Below are 17,214 nucleotides of genomic sequence, written 5' to 3'. Positions count from 1 at the left end.
CCCCTATAACGTACTAAATCATTCAAGAAAGAAAAGTATTCTCAATCCCTTCCTTATAACCCATTATAATATTATAGAGATCCATTAATGAAATACATATTTCGAATATTCATTATTCATTTTATCTATAATGATACAAAATAAAAAAAATCCTGTGAGCGTCCCCACAGGATTTTTAAGAATTTAGCCTAAGCTAAAATTATTTTTGGATAGAAGCAACTACGCCAGCGCCTACAGTACGGCCACCCTCACGGATAGAGAATTTAGTACCTTCTTCAAGAGCGATTGGAGCGATTAATTCTACAGTCATTTCGATGTTATCGCCAGGCATTACCATTTCAACGCCTTCTGGTAACATACAAATACCAGTTACGTCAGTTGTACGGAAGTAGAACTGAGGACGGTAGTTAGAGAAGAATGGAGTATGACGGCCACCCTCTTCTTTTGATAAAACGTAAACTTCAGCTTTGAAGTTTGTGTGTGGAGTAATTGAGCCTGGTTTAGCTAATACTTGACCACGTTGGATATCTTCACGAGCTACACCACGAAGTAAAGCACCGATGTTGTCTCCAGCTTCAGCGTAGTCTAATAATTTACGGAACATTTCTACACCAGTTACAGTTGTAGTTTTTGCTTCTTCTTCAATACCGATAATTTCTACAACGTCACCAACTTTAACTTGACCACGTTCAACACGGCCAGTTGCTACTGTACCACGACCAGTGATAGAGAATACGTCCTCTACTGGCATCATGAATGGTTTGTCAGTTTGACGTTCTGGAGTTGGGATGTAAGAATCTACAGCGTCCATTAATTCGATGATTTTTTCTTCCCATTCTGCTTCACCTTCAAGAGCTTTAAGAGCAGAACCTTTGATTACAGGGATATCGTCGCCTGGGAACTCATATTCAGATAGTAGGTCACGGATTTCCATTTCTACTAATTCTAATAATTCTTCGTCGTCAACCATATCACATTTGTTCATGAATACTACTAAGTAAGGAACACCTACTTGACGAGATAAAAGGATGTGCTCACGAGTTTGTGGCATTGGGCCGTCAGCAGCAGATACTACTAAGATACCGCCGTCCATTTGAGCAGCACCAGTGATCATGTTTTTAACATAGTCAGCGTGTCCTGGGCAGTCAACGTGTGCATAGTGACGAGTTTCAGTTTCATATTCTACGTGAGAAGTATTGATTGTGATACCGCGCTCTTTTTCTTCTGGTGCGTTATCTACGTCAGCATATGACTTAGCTTCTCCACCTAATTTTTTTGAAAGAACTGTTGCGATTGCAGCAGTTAAAGTAGTTTTACCATGGTCAACGTGTCCGATTGTACCAACGTTAGCATGCGTTTTCGAACGGTCAAATTTTTCTTTAGCCATTAGAGAAAGCCTCCTAAATATGTGTTTTAATTTTTTTATGTTATAATTGCACGGCAAGAAAGGGCCCTTCCTTGCCATGTCAATCATAGCTTACAAGTTATTTATACTTGATACAAGATGAAAATTCAATTATTCACCTTTATTTTTTTTGATGATTTCTTCAGCAATTGATTTTGGTACTTCTTCATAATGATCGAATACCATTGAGAATGTACCGCGACCTTGTGTTGCTGAACGTAAAGTTGTTGCATATCCGAACATTTCAGATAGTGGAACCATTGCGCGTACTACTTGAGAGTTACCACGTGCTTCCATACCCTCAACGCGTCCGCGACGAGCAGTAATGTTACCCATGATATCACCAAGGTACTCTTCTGGAATTACAACTTCTACTTTCATCATTGGTTCTAAAAGAACTGGATTACATTTCTTCGCAGCTTCTTTAAGAGCCATAGATGCAGCAATTTTGAACGCCATCTCATTCGAGTCAACGTCATGGTAAGAACCGAATACTAACTTCGCTTTAATGTCGATTAGTGGGTAACCAGCAATTACACCGCGGTCAAGAGAGTCACGAAGACCCGCTTCAACAGCCGGAATATATTCACGTGGTACTACACCACCAACGATAGCGTTTTCGAATTCGAAACCAGCACCCTCTTCGTTTGGAGAGAACTCAATCGTTACGTCACCGTATTGTCCACGACCACCCGATTGACGAGTGAATTTACCTTGAACTTTAGCTTCGCTACGGAATGTTTCACGGTAAGATACCATTGGCGCACCAACGTTAGCTTCTACTTTAAACTCACGTCTCATACGGTCAACTAGGATATCTAAGTGAAGCTCACCCATACCAGAGATAATTGTTTGACCAGTTTCAGTGTCAGTGTGAGCACGGAAAGTTGGATCTTCTTCTTGCAATTTAGCTAATGCTTGACCCATTTTGTCTTGGTCAGCTTTTGATTTAGGCTCTACAGATAAAGAGATAACTGGCTCTGGGAATTCCATAGACTCAAGGATAACAAGATTTTTCTCGTCACAAAGAGTGTCACCAGTAGTAGTGTCTTTAAGACCTACAGCAGCAGCAATATCCCCTGCGAATACTTTAGAGATTTCTTCACGGCTGTTCGCGTGCATTTGTAGGATACGACCTACACGCTCACGTTTACCTTTAGAAGAGTTTTGTACGTATGAACCTGAATCTAATGTTCCAGAGTACACACGGAAGAAAGTTAATTTACCAACGAACGGGTCAGTCATAACTTTAAACGCAAGAGCTGAGAATGGCTCCTCGTCTGAAGAATGACGCTCGATTTCTTCGTCGCCATCAACAGAAGTACCTTTAATAGATGGTACGTCAGTTGGTGCTGGAAGGTAATCTACAGCTGCGTCAAGCATTTTACGAACACCTTTGTGTTTGAATGCTGTACCGCAAAGTACAGGGTAGAATTCTACCGCGATAGTCGCTTTACGAATAGCTGCTTTAAGCTCTTCTTTAGTAATTTCTTCGCCTTCTAAATATTTCTCCATAAGATCTTCATCAACACTTGCAACTGCATCGATTAATTTCTCACGGTATTCTTCAGCTTGCTCTTTATATTCTTCTGGAATTTCTTCTACAGTAAGAGCAGTACCTTCGTCGTTACCATAGAATGTAACGTTCATTTCTATTAAGTCAATAATACCACGGAACTCATCTTCAGCACCGATTGGTAGTTGGATTGGGTGAGCGTTTGCTTGTAAACGCTCATGTAGAGTATTTACAGAATATAAGAAGTCAGCACCCATTTTATCCATTTTGTTGATGAATACGATACGTGGTACGCCGTAAGTTGTTGCTTGACGCCATACTGTTTCAGTTTGAGGCTCAACACCTGATTGAGCATCAAGTACTGTTACTGCACCGTCAAGTACACGTAAAGAACGTTCTACTTCTACTGTGAAGTCTACGTGACCTGGAGTATCGATGATGTTAATACGGTTACCTGCCCACTGAGCTGTTGTTGCAGCAGAAGTGATCGTAATACCACGTTCTTGCTCTTGCTCCATCCAGTCCATTTGAGCTCCACCATCGTGAGTTTCACCGATTTTGTGAATCTTACCAGTGTAATAAAGGATACGCTCAGTTGTTGTTGTTTTACCAGCATCAATGTGAGCCATAATCCCAATATTACGAGTATTCTCTAAAGAGAATTCGCGTTTCATAGGAAATTTCTCCTTCCATATTGGGTTAAAACTATTAAGTAAAATCTATGCTCTAGCAAGCTAGAGCGTAGATAAAATTACCAGCGGTAGTGAGCGAATGCTTTGTTCGCTTCTGCCATTTTGTGCATATCTTCGCGTTTCTTAACTGAAGCACCCGTGTTGTTAGATGCATCTAAGATTTCATTAGCTAAACGCTCTTCCATCGTTTTTTCACCACGAAGACGAGAGTAGTTAACTAAGTAACGAAGACCTAAAGTTGTACGGCGTTCTGGGCGTACTTCAACCGGTACTTGGTAGTTAGAACCACCAACACGACGAGCGCGTACTTCTAGAACTGGCATTACGTTGTTTAATGCCGCTTCGAATACTTCTAGAGGATCTTGACCTGAACGTTCTTTAACAAGTTCGAACGCACCGTATAAAATCTTTTGAGAAGTACCTTTTTTACCGTCAATCATCATTTTATTAACTAAACGAGTTACTAATTTTGAATTATAAATTGGATCTGGTAACACGTCACGTTTGGAAACAGGACCTTTACGAGGCATGTGTTTTCCTCCTTTCAGATGAGTATCTATTTGAGTTTAAATTATTTTTTTTCTTTAGGGCGTTTTGTTCCGTATAGAGAACGTGATTGCATACGACCGTTAACACCAGCAGTATCAAGTGCACCACGTACGATATGGTAACGAACACCCGGTAAGTCTTTTACACGACCGCCACGGATAAGAACAACACTGTGCTCTTGTAAGTTGTGGCCTTCACCTGGGATATACGCTGTAACCTCGATTTGGTTAGTTAAACGTACACGAGCGTATTTACGTAACGCTGAGTTAGGTTTTTTAGGCGTCATAGTACCTACACGAGTACAAACACCACGTTTTTGTGGAGATTTAACATCAGTTAAAGATTTTTTAAATGAGTTATATCCTTTGTTTAACGCTGGTGAGTTTGATTTCGTGCTTTTAGATTTACGAGGCTTACGTACCAATTGGTTAATTGTAGGCATCGATTTTTCCTCCCTTCATTGATTCCTTGTAATACCACACATCCAGGTGGTTCATTTTTTGGGTAAAAACAAAGTCTTTGTGTACTTTACACAAAAACTACATCGCAGTAATCGCAACAACCGCAGCTCCAACATGTATGCCGCAAGCTTTTCCAAGTTCTTTTTTTGACTCCACGAGACGAACTGGTACACCGATTTCTTTCGCGAGAAGAATGGCCGGATCGGTTACCCCACTGTCTGCATCAAGTGCGACAAAAAGCTCTGTAACTTGTCCAGCACGCATCGCTTTCACTGCTTGCTTTGTACCTATGATTGTTTTACTAGCCTGTTTCACTTGATCATAAGACATTTTCATATCCTCCGAAGTACAGACAGTTAACTATCAACCTTCAATATATTATCATTACCAATTTACACTGTCAACTAATATCTATAAAAATCCCGGTGAGAGCTAGCCCTCACCCGGAAATTGACCTTAAAGCTTATTCAGCTGAAGTTAATTCTTCCTCTGTATCAAGTACATCTTGCTCAATACGAATTTGACGGTAACGTTGCATACCAGTACCTGCCGGAACAAGTTTACCGATAATTACATTTTCCTTCAGACCAAGTAATTCATCACGCTTACCTTTAATTGCAGCATCCGTTAATACACGAGTTGTTTCTTGGAATGATGCAGCAGATAAGAACGACTCTGTTTCAAGAGATGCTTTTGTAATACCAAGGATGACAGGGCGACAAGTTGCAGGATTTTTGCCAGTTAGAACTGCATCTGCATTTGCTTCTGAGAATTGGTGGATATCTAATAATGAACCTGGTAATAAGTCTGTATCCCCAGCTTCAATTACGCGCACTTTACGAATCATTTGGCGAACCATTACTTCAATGTGCTTATCTCCAATTTCTACCCCTTGCATACGGTATACTTTTTGTACTTCTTTTAACAGATATTCTTGAACTGTTGACACGTCTTTAACTTTTAATAATTGCTTTGGATCGATAGAACCTTCTGTAAGGATTTGTCCAGGTTTAATTTCATCACCTAATTGAACTTTTAAACGCGCGTTATAAGGCGCTTGATATTTACGAGTTTCTACGTCACCTTGAATCGTTATTTCTTTTAGACCTTCACGGATTTCATCGATTTCTGAAACTGTACCTGAGATTTCTGAAATAACTGCTTGCCCTTTCGGATTACGTGCCTCAAAAATCTCTTGGATACGTGGAAGACCTTGTGTAATATCGTTACCGGCAACCCCACCTGTATGGAATGTACGCATCGTTAACTGCGTACCTGGCTCACCGATAGATTGAGCAGCAATAATACCTACTGCTTCGCCAACCTCTACCTCTTCACCTGTTGCTAGGTTCATACCATAACATTTTTTACATACACCATGCTTTGTATTACATGTGAATGCAGAACGGATCGTCACTTCTTCGATACCTGCTTCATCAATCGTACGAGCAACATCTTGTGTAATTAATCCGTCACGCTCTAAAATGACAGCGCCTGTTTCTGGATGGAAAATTGTTTTCTTCGTGTAACGACCTACGATACGCTCTTCTAGCATTTCAATAATCTCGTTACCTTCCATTAGAGCCCCAATCAGTAAACCGCGATCCGTACCACAGTCGTCTTCACGAACGATTACGTCCTGCGCAACATCTACTAGACGACGAGTTAAATAACCTGAATCGGCAGTTTTAAGTGCAGTATCGGCAAGACCTTTACGCGCACCGTGTGTAGAGATGAAGTACTCTAATACTGTTAAACCTTCACGGAATGAAGATTTGATTGGAAGTTCGATAATTCGTCCAGCCGGGTTGGCCATCAGACCACGCATACCAGCTAGCTGAGTAAAGTTCGATGCGTTACCACGGGCACCAGAGTCAGACATCATGAAGATTGGGTTCGTATTTTGTAGAGAGTCCATTAGCTTACCTTGGATTTCATCCTTAGCTGCAGACCAACTAGAAATAACACGATCATAACGCTCTTCTTCTGTAATTAAACCACGTTTAAATTGCTTCGTAACTTTATCTACTTTTGCTTGCGCTTCTTGTAGAATTTCACCTTTATTCGGTAATACCTCGATATCTGATACACCTACTGTAATACCAGCACGAGTTGAATATTTAAAGCCTAAGTCCTTCATGCGATCAAGCATTTTAGACGTTTCTGTAATATGGAATCGTTTAAATACTTCTGCAATAACATTTCCTAAGAACTTTTTACGGAATGGTGGAACAACCGGCATTGAAGCGAAGTATTTTTGTAATACTGCTTTACGTTGTACCTCCACTTTTTCTGTTTGGGAAAGAGTGGCATAGCCTTCAGATGCTTCCACTTCTTTTAGTAGCTCTTCGTCAATTGTTAGTTTCGCAAAGTACTTCTCAGGTGTTTTTTGTTCTAAATTCACATCTGTTGGTTCGTTGATGTAAGGGAATGATTCAGGAAGAATCTCGTTGAAAATTACCTTACCTACAGTTGTTAATAAGAACATTCCGTTTTGCTCTTCTGTAAACGTTGGATTGTTTAAAGAAGAGGCTTGAATCGCAATGCGCGTGTGTAAATGTACATGGCCAGTTTGGTATGCAATTAACACTTCGTTTGGTCCGTAGAAGATAGAACCTTCTCCACGAGCACCTTCACGCTCAAGCGTTAGATAATAGTTACCTAATACCATATCCTGAGATGGTGTTACTACTGGTTTACCATCTTTCGGGTTTAGAATGTTCTGAGCTGCTAGCATAAGTAAACGAGCTTCTGCTTGCGCTTCTGCTGATAAAGGAACGTGAACCGCCATTTGGTCACCATCAAAGTCAGCGTTATAAGCTGTACATACTAATGGGTGAAGACGAATTGCACGACCTTCTACTAATGTCGGCTCAAACGCTTGAATACCAAGACGGTGAAGCGTCGGTGCACGGTTAAGTAATACCGGATGCTCACGAATAACGTCTTCTAAAACATCCCATACTTCGTTGTGCATACGCTCAATTTTGCGTTTTGCACTCTTAATGTTATGAGCTAGGCCACGTTCTACTAATTCTTTCATTACGAAAGGCTTAAATAGCTCGATTGCCATCTCTTTTGGAAGACCACATTGGTACATTTTTAAGTTTGGACCTACTACGATAACCGAACGACCAGAGTAGTCTACACGTTTACCTAGTAAGTTTTGACGGAAACGACCTTGTTTCCCTTTCAACATGTGTGAAAGTGATTTTAACGGACGGTTACCCGGACCTGTAACAGGACGACCGCGACGACCGTTGTCAATTAAAGCATCGACCGCTTCTTGTAACATACGTTTTTCGTTTTGTACGATGATGCTTGGAGCACCTAAATCTAATAAACGTTTTAAACGGTTATTACGGTTAATAACACGACGGTATAAATCATTTAAGTCAGAAGTTGCGAAACGACCACCATCTAATTGCACCATTGGACGAAGCTCTGGCGGAATAACTGGAAGTACGTCTAAAATCATCCACTCTGGTTTGTTGCCTGAGTTACGGAATGATTCTACTACTTCAAGGCGCTTAATCGCACGAGTACGACGTTGACCTTGTGCAGTTTTCAGTTCTTCTTTTAACATGACCGTTTCTTCTTCAAGATCAATTTTCTCAAGAAGCTTTTTAATTGCTTCCGCACCCATTGCTGCTTCAAAAGTAGCACCAAATTTTTCGCGATAAGCACGATATTCCTTTTCAGAAAGAAGCTGTTTGTTCTCTAAATTTGTACCAGCAGGATCAATTACTACGTATGATGCGAAGTAAATTACCTCTTCCAGTGCACGTGGAGACATATCTAAAATAAGACCCATTCGGCTAGGAATACCTTTGAAGTACCAAATATGAGATACAGGAGCAGCTAATTCGATGTGCCCCATACGCTCACGGCGAACTTTTGCGCGTGTAACTTCTACTCCACAACGATCACAAACTACACCTTTATAGCGCACACGTTTGTATTTACCACAATGACATTCCCAGTCTTTTGTTGGTCCGAAAATGCGTTCGCAGAATAGACCATCTTTTTCTGGCTTTAATGTACGGTAGTTAATTGTTTCCGGTTTTTTTACTTCACCATATGACCAAGAGCGAATCTTGTCAGGAGAAGCTAAACCAATTTTCATATATTCAAATTCATTAACGTCTATCAAGGAGCCTACCTCCCTTTAGTATAAGTCCTTTAATGACTTTTCCGTAGCTCAACATTCATCGCAAAAAAAGTTTAAACTTTATAGATTAAACTTTTTCTACTAAAAATTACGTTTAAATTCTTATAAAAAAACGGGCAGGGCAATTTCCTGCCCGTTTTCGTTTCAAAGGTTACTCAAAAGACTCTACTGCGTCTTCTTCTGAGTTAACTGGTGCAATGTTTAATGCATCTGCTGGTTGAAGATCTTCTTCTTCATCAAGATCACGAAGCTCTACTTCTTCATCATTAATCGTCAGCATTTTAACATCCATACCTAAAGACTGAAGCTCTTTAATTAATACTTTGAATGATTCTGGAACACCTGGTTCTGGAACACTTTCACCTTTTACGATGGCTTCGTATGTTTTCACACGACCTACAACATCATCGGATTTTACAGTTAAAATCTCTTGAAGTGTATAAGCAGCACCATAGGCTTCAAGTGCCCATACCTCCATCTCACCGAAGCGCTGACCACCGAATTGTGCTTTACCACCAAGCGGTTGTTGCGTTACTAATGAGTATGGTCCAGTTGAACGTGCATGAAGCTTATCATCAACCATGTGAGCAAGTTTAATCATATACATGACACCAACAGATACACGGTTATCAAATGGCTCACCTGAACGTCCATCATAAAGAATTGTCTTACCATCACGGTTCATACCAGATTCTTCCATTGTATCCCAAACATCTTCTTCGTTTGCGCCATCAAATACTGGTGTAGCCATGTACTCGCCTAAATAACGAGCAGCCATACCTAAGTGAAGCTCTAAAACTTGTCCGATGTTCATACGAGAAGGTACCCCAAGTGGGTTTAACATAATGTCAACTGGTGTGCCATCTGGCATATATGGCATATCTTCTTCTGGTAAGATACGCGAGATAACCCCTTTGTTACCATGTCGTCCGGCCATTTTGTCCCCAACGCGGATTTTACGTTTTTGAACAATGTAAGCACGAACTAATTGGTTAACACCTGGTGGTAATTCATCGCCATCTTCACGGTTGAATACTTTTACATCGAGAACGATACCACCTGCACCGTGTGGAACGCGTAATGAAGTATCACGTACTTCACGTGCCTTCTCACCAAAGATTGCATGTAATAAACGTTCTTCAGCTGTTAATTCTGTAACCCCTTTTGGCGTTACTTTACCGACTAAGATATCACCGTCACGTACTTCCGCACCGATACGGATGATTCCGCGTTCGTCTAAGTTACGAAGCGCATCTTCCCCTACGTTTGGAATGTCACGCGTAATTTCTTCAGGTCCTAACTTTGTATCACGAGACTCAGATTCATATTCTTCAATATGAACAGAAGTATATACATCGTCTTTTACAAGGCGCTCACTCATAATAACTGCATCCTCGTAGTTGAAGCCGTCCCATGTCATGAACGCAACAAGTACGTTTCGACCAAGTGCTAATTCGCCGCTCTCCATAGAAGGACCATCAGCTAAAATATCACGTGGTTTTACACGATCGCCAACTTTTACGATTGGACGTTGGTTATATGAAGTACCTTGGTTTGAACGAATAAACTTTTGTAATTTATATTTCGTTAAATCGCCTTTAACCTCTTTACCATCTACTACTTCGATACGACGGACGTGGATTGAACGCGCTTCAACATGCTCAACAATACCATCAAACTTCGCAACGACTGCAGCACCAGAATCACGGGCGTCAACGTGCTCCATACCTGTACCTACAAATGGTGCTTCAGGATTTAATAATGGAACCGCTTGACGTTGCATGTTTGCTCCCATTAATGCACGGTTAGAGTCATCATTTTCTAGGAACGGAATACATGCTGTTGCAGCTGATACGACTTGCTTCGGAGATACGTCCATGTAGTCAATTACTTCACGCTTGAATACTGTGTTGTCGCCTCGGAAACGACCTACAACCTCTTCATTAGCAAATGAACGGTCTTCATTTAACACTGAGTTCGCTTGCGCTACTACATAGTTATCTTCTTCGTCAGCAGTTAAGTAATCGATTTGCTCTGTTACTTGACTCGTTTCAGGATCAACTCGACGATATGGCGTTTCAATGAAGCCAAATTTGTTTACTTTGGCAAACGATGAAAGTGAGTTAATTAGCCCGATGTTCGGTCCCTCAGGCGTTTCGATCGGACACATACGACCGTAGTGAGAATAGTGAACGTCACGTACTTCCATACCAGCACGCTCACGTGTTAAACCACCTGGTCCTAATGCAGATAGACGACGCTTATGCGTTAATTCCGCTAACGGGTTTGTTTGGTCCATGAACTGCGATAACTGTGAGCTACCAAAGAACTCTTTAATTGACGCAATAACCGGACGGATATTAATTAACTGCTGTGGTACGATGGCAGCTGTGTCGTTAATAGACATACGCTCACGTACTACACGCTCCATACGAGATAAACCGATACGGAATTGGTTTTGCAGAAGCTCACCAACAGAACGTAAACGACGATTACCTAAATGGTCGATATCATCCGTATTCCCAACACCATATAACAGATTGAAGAAGTATGATACAGAAGATAGTACATCAGCTGGTGTAATATTTTTCACTTCTTCGTCAATATACGCATTAGAAATTACATTGATTTCTTTTTGCGCTTCGTCATTTGGTGCATAGATTTTAATTGATTGAATTGTAATATCGTCCTCAAGTACACCACCTACTTGAGATAAAGTACGGAAACCAATACCTTTCTCTAAATAAGGGATTAATTTATCAAGTGTACGGCGGTCGATTAACGCACCTTTTTCAACTAAAATTTCGCCTGTTTCAGGATCCGCTAAAGTTTCTGCAATCGTTTGGTTGAATAAACGATTTTTAATGTGCAGCTTTTTATTCATTTTATAACGACCTACATTCGCTAAATCATAGCGTTTTGCATCGAAGAAACGTGAATATAATAAGCTTTTCGCACTTTCAACTGTCGGCGGCTCGCCTGGACGTAAACGCTCGTAGATTTCTAGAAGCGCTTTTTCAGTGCTTTCTGTATTATCCTTTTCAAGCGTATTACGTAAATACTCATTGTCACCGATAATATCGATGATTTCTTGATCGGAACCAAAACCTAAGGCACGTAAAAGAACAGTTACTGGTAGTTTACGTGTACGATCGATACGTACATATACAACATCCTTTGCATCTGTTTCATACTCAAGCCAAGCACCACGGTTTGGAATAACTGTAGCACCGAAGCCTTTTTTGCCGTTTTTGTCCGTTTTATCATGGAAGTAAACACTTGGAGAACGAACTAACTGTGAAACGATAACGCGCTCGGCACCGTTAATAATAAACGTACCTGTTTCTGTCATTAATGGGAAATCACCCATAAATACATCTTGCTCTTTTACTTCATCTGTTTCTTTGTTGTGTAAACGCACTTTTACGCGTAATGGCGCAGCATAAGTTACGTCACGTTCTTTACACTCATCGACATCATATTTAGGATCACCTAATGTATAGTCGACGAACTCAAGTGAAAGATTACCTGTAAAATCTTCGATTGGAGAAATGTCGTGGAACATTTCGCGCAATCCTTCTTCAAGGAACCACTCATAAGATGCTGTTTGAATCTCAATTAAATTCGGAAGCTCTAGCACCTCATTAATACGCGCAAAACTTCTACGCTGGCGGTGTTGTCCGTACTGAACTAGTTGACCTGTCAACTCATTCACCCCTCAATAAAGCGATAATAGGTCTTTGCAAAATCATCCAAATAGTGTATGATTTCGAAAGACAAAAAGAAAACGAGACGCAGGTTTGATCTCATTTTCGGTTAAACTAAACTTATTTTTGAGCAGTCTACCCTTAAAACCTACTTTTTAATACAAAAGGGCACACTTCTTCAAAATAATAATTTTGCATTTTATTATGTTATCATACTCAATTTGTCAAGTCAATCTTTTCACAGAAGGTTAGTTATTTTCTTGCACGGATAATCCAATACCCTTTTTTCTTTTCAACAACATCAACCTCTGAAAACTTTTCCTCTAAATGACTTACCGTCGATGGTGCACCTTGCTTTTTTTGAATGACAACCCATAGTTCGCCACCTTCTACTAGCTTTCCAAACGAATCATCATAGAATTTAAAAATCGTTTCTTTACCAGCACGGATTGGTGGGTTCGTCAAAATTGCAGCAGCTTTTATATCTCCTACAGCAGCAAGCCCATCACTTTCAAAAATACGTACATTTTGAACCCCGTTTACTTGCGCATTTTTCACAGCAAGCGCAATAGCACGTGTATTAATATCTACCATGTGCACAAAACGCTCCTGATTTGCTTTAGCAATCGATAACCCAATCGGTCCGTAGCCGCAGCCCACATCAAGTATATCACCTTCTACTTTTGGCATTTCAAAAGCATCGATTAATACACGGGATCCAAAATCTACTTCGCTTTTACTAAATACTCCTGCATCCGTTTCGAATAAAAAAGAGGATCCGAGTAAAGTAAATTTCCATTGGCGTGGTTTACTTTCCGTTTGAGGCTTATTTGAATAATAATGTTCAGACATAATACACGCCTCCAATCTATATGGGTGATCACATTGTCATTGTGCTACTGAAATCCAAATTTAAAACCTCTTATAAAGAAGAAAAGCCCGTCATATTGACGAGCTTTCCGTATTTATAGAGTCAGTAAAATTACTTAACTTCTACAGTTGCGCCAACTTCTTCAAGTTTAGCTTTGATTTCTTCAGCCTCATCTTTAGAAGCGCCTTCTTTAAGAGCTTTAGGAGCGTTATCTACTACTTCTTTAGCTTCTTTTAAGCCAAGACCAGTGATTTCGCGTACCACTTTGATTACTTTGATTTTTTCTGCACCAGCAGATGCTAATACTACGTCAAACTCAGTTTTTTCTTCAGCAGCGCCTGCAGCACCACCAGCAACTACAGCTACAGGAGCAGCTGCTGTTACACCGAATTCTTCTTCGATTGCTTTTACTAAATCGTTTAACTCAAGAACTGTCATAGCTTTGATAGCTTCTAAGATTTGCTCTTTGTTCATTTTAATTTCCTCCTATGGAATGTTATTTTATTGTTTTTAGGCCGCTAAGCCGTTTGGTGAAGTTTTGGGGCGAAAATTATGCGCCTTGCTCTTCTTTTTGTTCTGCAACAGCTTTTGTTGCAAGTGCGAAGTTGCGCACTGGAGCTTGAAGTACAGATAAAAGCATAGATAGTAGACCTTCGCGTGATGGAAGTTCTGCAAGAGCTTTAACGTCTTCAACAGATGCAAAAGTACCTTCGATGATACCAGCTTTAATTTCTAACGCTTCGTTTTTCTTAGCGAATTCGTTAATAATTTTTGCTGGAGCTACTACGTCTTCATTTGAGAACGCAACAGCATTTGGACCAGTTAAGAATTCGTTGATAGCTTCAACACCAGCGATTTCAGCTGCACGACGAGTTAAAGTGTTTTTATAAACTTTGAACTCAACACCAGCTTCACGAAGTTGTTTACGTAATTCTGTAACTTGAGCAACGTTTAAACCGCGGTAGTCAACTACTACTACAGATGCAGCAGCAGAGAATTTATCAGCGATTTCTTGTACTTGAACTTGTTTAGTTTCAATTGCTTTGCTCATCTTGATGACACCTCCTATTAGAATGAGTCATTTATACCGACAAAAGAAAAGCCTCTATATCAAGTAGACATAGAGGCTGAAAGTCATCATCTTAAAAAGAATCCGAATTCCGATGTCCTCGGTAGGATCATTAAGTGACAAGTCACTCCTACTGTCTACGGTACAAATGGATGATTCACAACAGCAACCATCTTACCAAGTAAGCGGAGTGTTGTCAACTGAATTAATTAATATTATTTAACAACAACAGCAGAAGCGTCAACTTTAACAGCTGGGCCCATTGTAGTTGTAATATTTACAGACTTCATGTAAGTACCTTTCGCTGCAGCAGGTTTAGCTTTTTGCACTACATCGAATACTGTTAAGAAGTTTTCTACTAATTTTTCTGTCTCGAAAGAAACTTTACCGATTGGAGCGTGGATGATACCAGCTTTGTCAGCACGGTATTCTACTTTACCAGCTTTGATTTCTTCGATAGCTTTTGTTACGTCAAAAGTAACTGTACCAGTTTTAGGGTTTGGCATTAAACCTTTAGGTCCTAATACACGACCAAGTTTACCAACTTCACCCATCATATCTGGAGTTGCAACGATTACATCGAAGTCGAACCAACCTTGTTGGATCTTTTGGATGTACTCTGCATCGCCAACATAGTCAGCACCAGCAGCTTCTGCTTCTTTAAGTTTTTCACCTTTAGCGAAAACTAATACACGTTGAGTTTTACCAGTACCGTTTGGAAGCACTACTGCACCACGGATTTGTTGGTCGTTTTTACGAGTATCGATTCCTAATTTGAAAGCTACTTCTACAGTTGCATCGAAGTTTACTGTGCTTGTTTTTTGAGCAAGAGCGATTGCTTCTGCTGCTTCATATAATTTAGCGCGGTCTACTAACTTAACCGCCTCTTGAAGTTTTTTACCTTTTTTAGCCATTGTTAATTTCCTCCTTGATTGTGGTTATAGCGGAATGAACCTCCCACGAATAAAGGTTGCGCAGCTCTAAAAAGAGCGCAGCAACCTTCCAAAAACAAATGCATCATCAAGTCTTGAAGATGGGATTAGTCTTCGATAACAATACCCATGCTTCGTGCAGTACCTTCAACCATTAACATAGCAGCTTCAACTGAAGCAGCGTTAAGGTCAGGCATTTTTTGTTCAGCGATTTCGCGAACTTTATCACGTTTAACCGTTGCAACTTTTTTACGGTTTGGTTCACCAGATCCAGATTGGATACCAGCAGCTACTTTAAGTAGAACTGCAGCCGGTGGAGTTTTCGTAATAAAAGTGAATGAACGATCTTCGAATACTGAAATCTCAACCGGAATGATTAGACCAGCTTGATCAGCAGTACGAGCGTTGAATTCCTTACAGAATCCCATGATGTTAACACCTGCTTGACCTAGTGCAGGACCAACCGGTGGAGCTGGATTAGCTTTACCAGCAGGAATTTGAAGTTTTACAACTTTAATAACTTTTTTAGCCACGAGACACACCTCCTTAAGTCCGTGATGTGGTAATTGGGTTGCCCCTCCCACTCAATATCTGTCTGTCGGCTTGAATCCGATAACATTAAAAATAAATTATCATAGACAGACTGAAATTTTTTGACAGTCTGACTATGAAATGATAACACCTTTAAGCTTTATACGCAAGTACAAAAAATTATTACAATAGAATCTATATTTTTCGAATCTGCTCGAAGTCAAGTTCCATCTTCGTTTCTCGACCAAACATATCGACACTAACTTTAATTTTACCTTTTTCGATATCGATCTCTTCCACTTTACCTTGGAAGTGTGCAAACGGCCCTTCAAGCACCTCTACCACTTCACCTACTGTTACAGCTATTTCACCAATCGCGCGCTCATTCATACCCATTTGAGCAAGCAGACGATCTGCTTCTTCAGGAAGTAATGGTGTTGGTTTCGCACCGCCACCTGACGAACCGATGAACCCTGTTACCCCTGGTGTATTACGTACTACATACCAAGAATCATCTGTCATAATTAATTCTACTAAAACATACCCAGGGAATACTTTACGCATTACTGTACGTTTTTTTCCGTCCTCTTTTACATCGATTTCCTCTTGTTCAGGGACGATTACACGGAAGATTTTATCTTGCATCCCCATCGTTTCTACACGTTTTTCTAGGTTTGCTTTTACGCGGTTTTCATAACCTGAATACGTATGAACTACATACCAATTTTTCTCCATAGCTCTTTGGACTACTCGTCCGTCCCTCCTTTATTCACTAATGTTTACAATACATTTTATTAAACAAATGAAAAAACCCGTTGTTGGGCGTTTACGGGCTATTTCACAAATATGCTATTACGTTTTATAGTTCTAGGAACCAACGAAGTGCCTCTGAAATACCTAAGTCTACTACTAAAAAGTAAAGTGCAAAGAGAATTACGGTTACTACTACTACAAATGTATACTTCGTTAACTCTTTACTTTTCGGCCAGCTTGTTTTACGCATTTCTGAGCCGACTTCGCTAAAAAAGTTTGTAATCTTGCTCATTCTAGCCTAACCTCCGAAAGAATCGATTCTCAATTTTTAATCTATAACGTTTGCTTATGCATAGTATGCTCATTACAATGCGAACAAAACTTCTTTAACTCTAGACGAACTGTAGCACCCGATTTTGCTGGTACTGTATAGTTTCTCGAGCCGCATTTTTCACAGCTTAAAACGACTTTCTTTGCCATTAAAATCACCTATTTCGGCATTTTGTCTTTTCAAGACTAACACCTAATATTCATACTGTCAACAAGCGTACCACCGC

The 17,214-nt window shown here is 40.2% G+C and carries 15 protein-coding genes and 1 other annotated feature; all 15 genes read right to left on the bottom strand.

The features are described from left to right. Positions 1-199: 199 nt before the first annotated feature. Entirely contained in the window at positions 200-1,387 is a 1,188-nt protein-coding gene (tuf, locus tag V4T18_RS10420; protein WP_332649147.1) for an elongation factor Tu, read from the bottom strand. 129 nt (positions 1,388-1,516) lie between these two features. Then, positions 1,517-3,595, bottom strand: coding sequence for an elongation factor G (gene fusA, locus V4T18_RS10415; RefSeq protein WP_332649146.1), 2,079 nt, complete (start codon positions 3,593-3,595; stop codon positions 1,517-1,519). Between the two features lie 77 nt (positions 3,596-3,672). After that, on the bottom strand, positions 3,673-4,143 hold the full coding sequence (rpsG, locus tag V4T18_RS10410; RefSeq protein WP_332649144.1) for a 30S ribosomal protein S7: 471 nt from the start codon (positions 4,141-4,143) through the stop codon (positions 3,673-3,675). 41 nt (positions 4,144-4,184) lie between these two features. Continuing rightward, positions 4,185-4,604, bottom strand: coding sequence for a 30S ribosomal protein S12 (gene rpsL / locus V4T18_RS10405; protein WP_332649143.1), 420 nt, complete (start codon positions 4,602-4,604; stop codon positions 4,185-4,187). 97 nt (positions 4,605-4,701) lie between these two features. Beyond that, positions 4,702-4,953 (bottom strand): ribosomal L7Ae/L30e/S12e/Gadd45 family protein, encoded by a 252-nt coding sequence (locus tag V4T18_RS10400; RefSeq protein WP_332649142.1) that lies wholly within the window; start codon positions 4,951-4,953, stop codon positions 4,702-4,704. 133 nt (positions 4,954-5,086) lie between these two features. Beyond that, positions 5,087-8,776, bottom strand: a complete 3,690-nt coding sequence (rpoC, locus tag V4T18_RS10395) for a DNA-directed RNA polymerase subunit beta' (protein ID WP_332649141.1) — start codon at positions 8,774-8,776, stop codon at positions 5,087-5,089. Positions 8,777-8,945: 169 nt separating this feature from the next. Then, the gene (rpoB, locus tag V4T18_RS10390; protein WP_332649140.1) at positions 8,946-12,509 is read right to left on the bottom strand and encodes a DNA-directed RNA polymerase subunit beta; all 3,564 of its coding nucleotides are present in this window, start codon (positions 12,507-12,509) and stop codon (positions 8,946-8,948) included. A 244-nt stretch (positions 12,510-12,753) separates the two neighbouring features. After that, a complete protein-coding gene (locus tag V4T18_RS10385) occupies positions 12,754-13,353 on the bottom strand; it encodes a class I SAM-dependent methyltransferase (RefSeq protein ID WP_332649139.1) in 600 nt (199 codons plus the stop codon). A 130-nt stretch (positions 13,354-13,483) separates the two neighbouring features. Continuing rightward, positions 13,484-13,846 (bottom strand): 50S ribosomal protein L7/L12, encoded by a 363-nt coding sequence (gene rplL / locus V4T18_RS10380; RefSeq protein WP_332649138.1) that lies wholly within the window; start codon positions 13,844-13,846, stop codon positions 13,484-13,486. A gap of 76 nt (positions 13,847-13,922) precedes the next feature. Beyond that, positions 13,923-14,423, bottom strand: coding sequence for a 50S ribosomal protein L10 (gene rplJ, locus V4T18_RS10375; RefSeq protein ID WP_332649137.1), 501 nt, complete (start codon positions 14,421-14,423; stop codon positions 13,923-13,925). Between the two features lie 35 nt (positions 14,424-14,458). Next, positions 14,459-14,602 (bottom strand) — a sequence feature (ribosomal protein L10 leader region). A 54-nt stretch (positions 14,603-14,656) separates the two neighbouring features. Further along, positions 14,657-15,355 carry a 50S ribosomal protein L1 gene (rplA, locus tag V4T18_RS10370; RefSeq protein ID WP_332649136.1) on the bottom strand — a complete coding sequence of 233 codons (699 nt, stop codon included), beginning with the start codon at positions 15,353-15,355 and terminating at the stop codon, positions 14,657-14,659. A gap of 125 nt (positions 15,356-15,480) precedes the next feature. Further along, positions 15,481-15,906 (bottom strand): 50S ribosomal protein L11, encoded by a 426-nt coding sequence (rplK, locus tag V4T18_RS10365; protein ID WP_042478596.1) that lies wholly within the window; start codon positions 15,904-15,906, stop codon positions 15,481-15,483. A 193-nt stretch (positions 15,907-16,099) separates the two neighbouring features. After that, a complete protein-coding gene (gene nusG, locus V4T18_RS10360) occupies positions 16,100-16,639 on the bottom strand; it encodes a transcription termination/antitermination protein NusG (protein WP_332649135.1) in 540 nt (179 codons plus the stop codon). Between the two features lie 124 nt (positions 16,640-16,763). Beyond that, the gene (gene secE, locus V4T18_RS10355; protein WP_332649134.1) at positions 16,764-16,949 is read right to left on the bottom strand and encodes a preprotein translocase subunit SecE; all 186 of its coding nucleotides are present in this window, start codon (positions 16,947-16,949) and stop codon (positions 16,764-16,766) included. Between the two features lie 41 nt (positions 16,950-16,990). Continuing rightward, positions 16,991-17,137, bottom strand: a complete 147-nt coding sequence (rpmG, locus tag V4T18_RS10350) for a 50S ribosomal protein L33 (protein WP_332649133.1) — start codon at positions 17,135-17,137, stop codon at positions 16,991-16,993. Positions 17,138-17,214: the final 77 nt, after the last annotated feature.

The sequence above is a fragment of the Lysinibacillus sp. 54212 genome (assembly GCF_036662795.1).
Classification (GTDB): domain Bacteria; phylum Bacillota; class Bacilli; order Bacillales_A; family Planococcaceae; genus Lysinibacillus_B.
This window is presented reverse-complemented; position numbering and strand designations above follow the sequence as displayed.

What these genes read in the sequence shown, in the direction of transcription:
- tuf (WP_332649147.1), bottom strand. Translation starts at nt 1,387, where the DNA reads ATGGCTAAAGAAAAATTTGACCGTTCGAAAACGCATGCTAACGTTGGT.
- fusA (WP_332649146.1), bottom strand. Translation starts at nt 3,595, where the DNA reads ATGAAACGCGAATTCTCTTTAGAGAATACTCGTAATATTGGGATTATG.
- rpsG (WP_332649144.1), bottom strand. Translation starts at nt 4,143, where the DNA reads ATGCCTCGTAAAGGTCCTGTTTCCAAACGTGACGTGTTACCAGATCCA.
- rpsL (WP_332649143.1), bottom strand. Translation starts at nt 4,604, where the DNA reads ATGCCTACAATTAACCAATTGGTACGTAAGCCTCGTAAATCTAAAAGC.
- V4T18_RS10400 (WP_332649142.1), bottom strand. Translation starts at nt 4,953, where the DNA reads ATGTCTTATGATCAAGTGAAACAGGCTAGTAAAACAATCATAGGTACA.
- V4T18_RS10385 (WP_332649139.1), bottom strand. Translation starts at nt 13,353, where the DNA reads ATGTCTGAACATTATTATTCAAATAAGCCTCAAACGGAAAGTAAACCA.
- rplL (WP_332649138.1), bottom strand. Translation starts at nt 13,846, where the DNA reads ATGAACAAAGAGCAAATCTTAGAAGCTATCAAAGCTATGACAGTTCTT.
- rplJ (WP_332649137.1), bottom strand. Translation starts at nt 14,423, where the DNA reads ATGAGCAAAGCAATTGAAACTAAACAAGTTCAAGTACAAGAAATCGCT.
- rplA (WP_332649136.1), bottom strand. Translation starts at nt 15,355, where the DNA reads ATGGCTAAAAAAGGTAAAAAACTTCAAGAGGCGGTTAAGTTAGTAGAC.
- nusG (WP_332649135.1), bottom strand. Translation starts at nt 16,639, where the DNA reads ATGGAGAAAAATTGGTATGTAGTTCATACGTATTCAGGTTATGAAAAC.
- secE (WP_332649134.1), bottom strand. Translation starts at nt 16,949, where the DNA reads ATGAGCAAGATTACAAACTTTTTTAGCGAAGTCGGCTCAGAAATGCGT.
- rpmG (WP_332649133.1), bottom strand. Translation starts at nt 17,137, where the DNA reads ATGGCAAAGAAAGTCGTTTTAAGCTGTGAAAAATGCGGCTCGAGAAAC.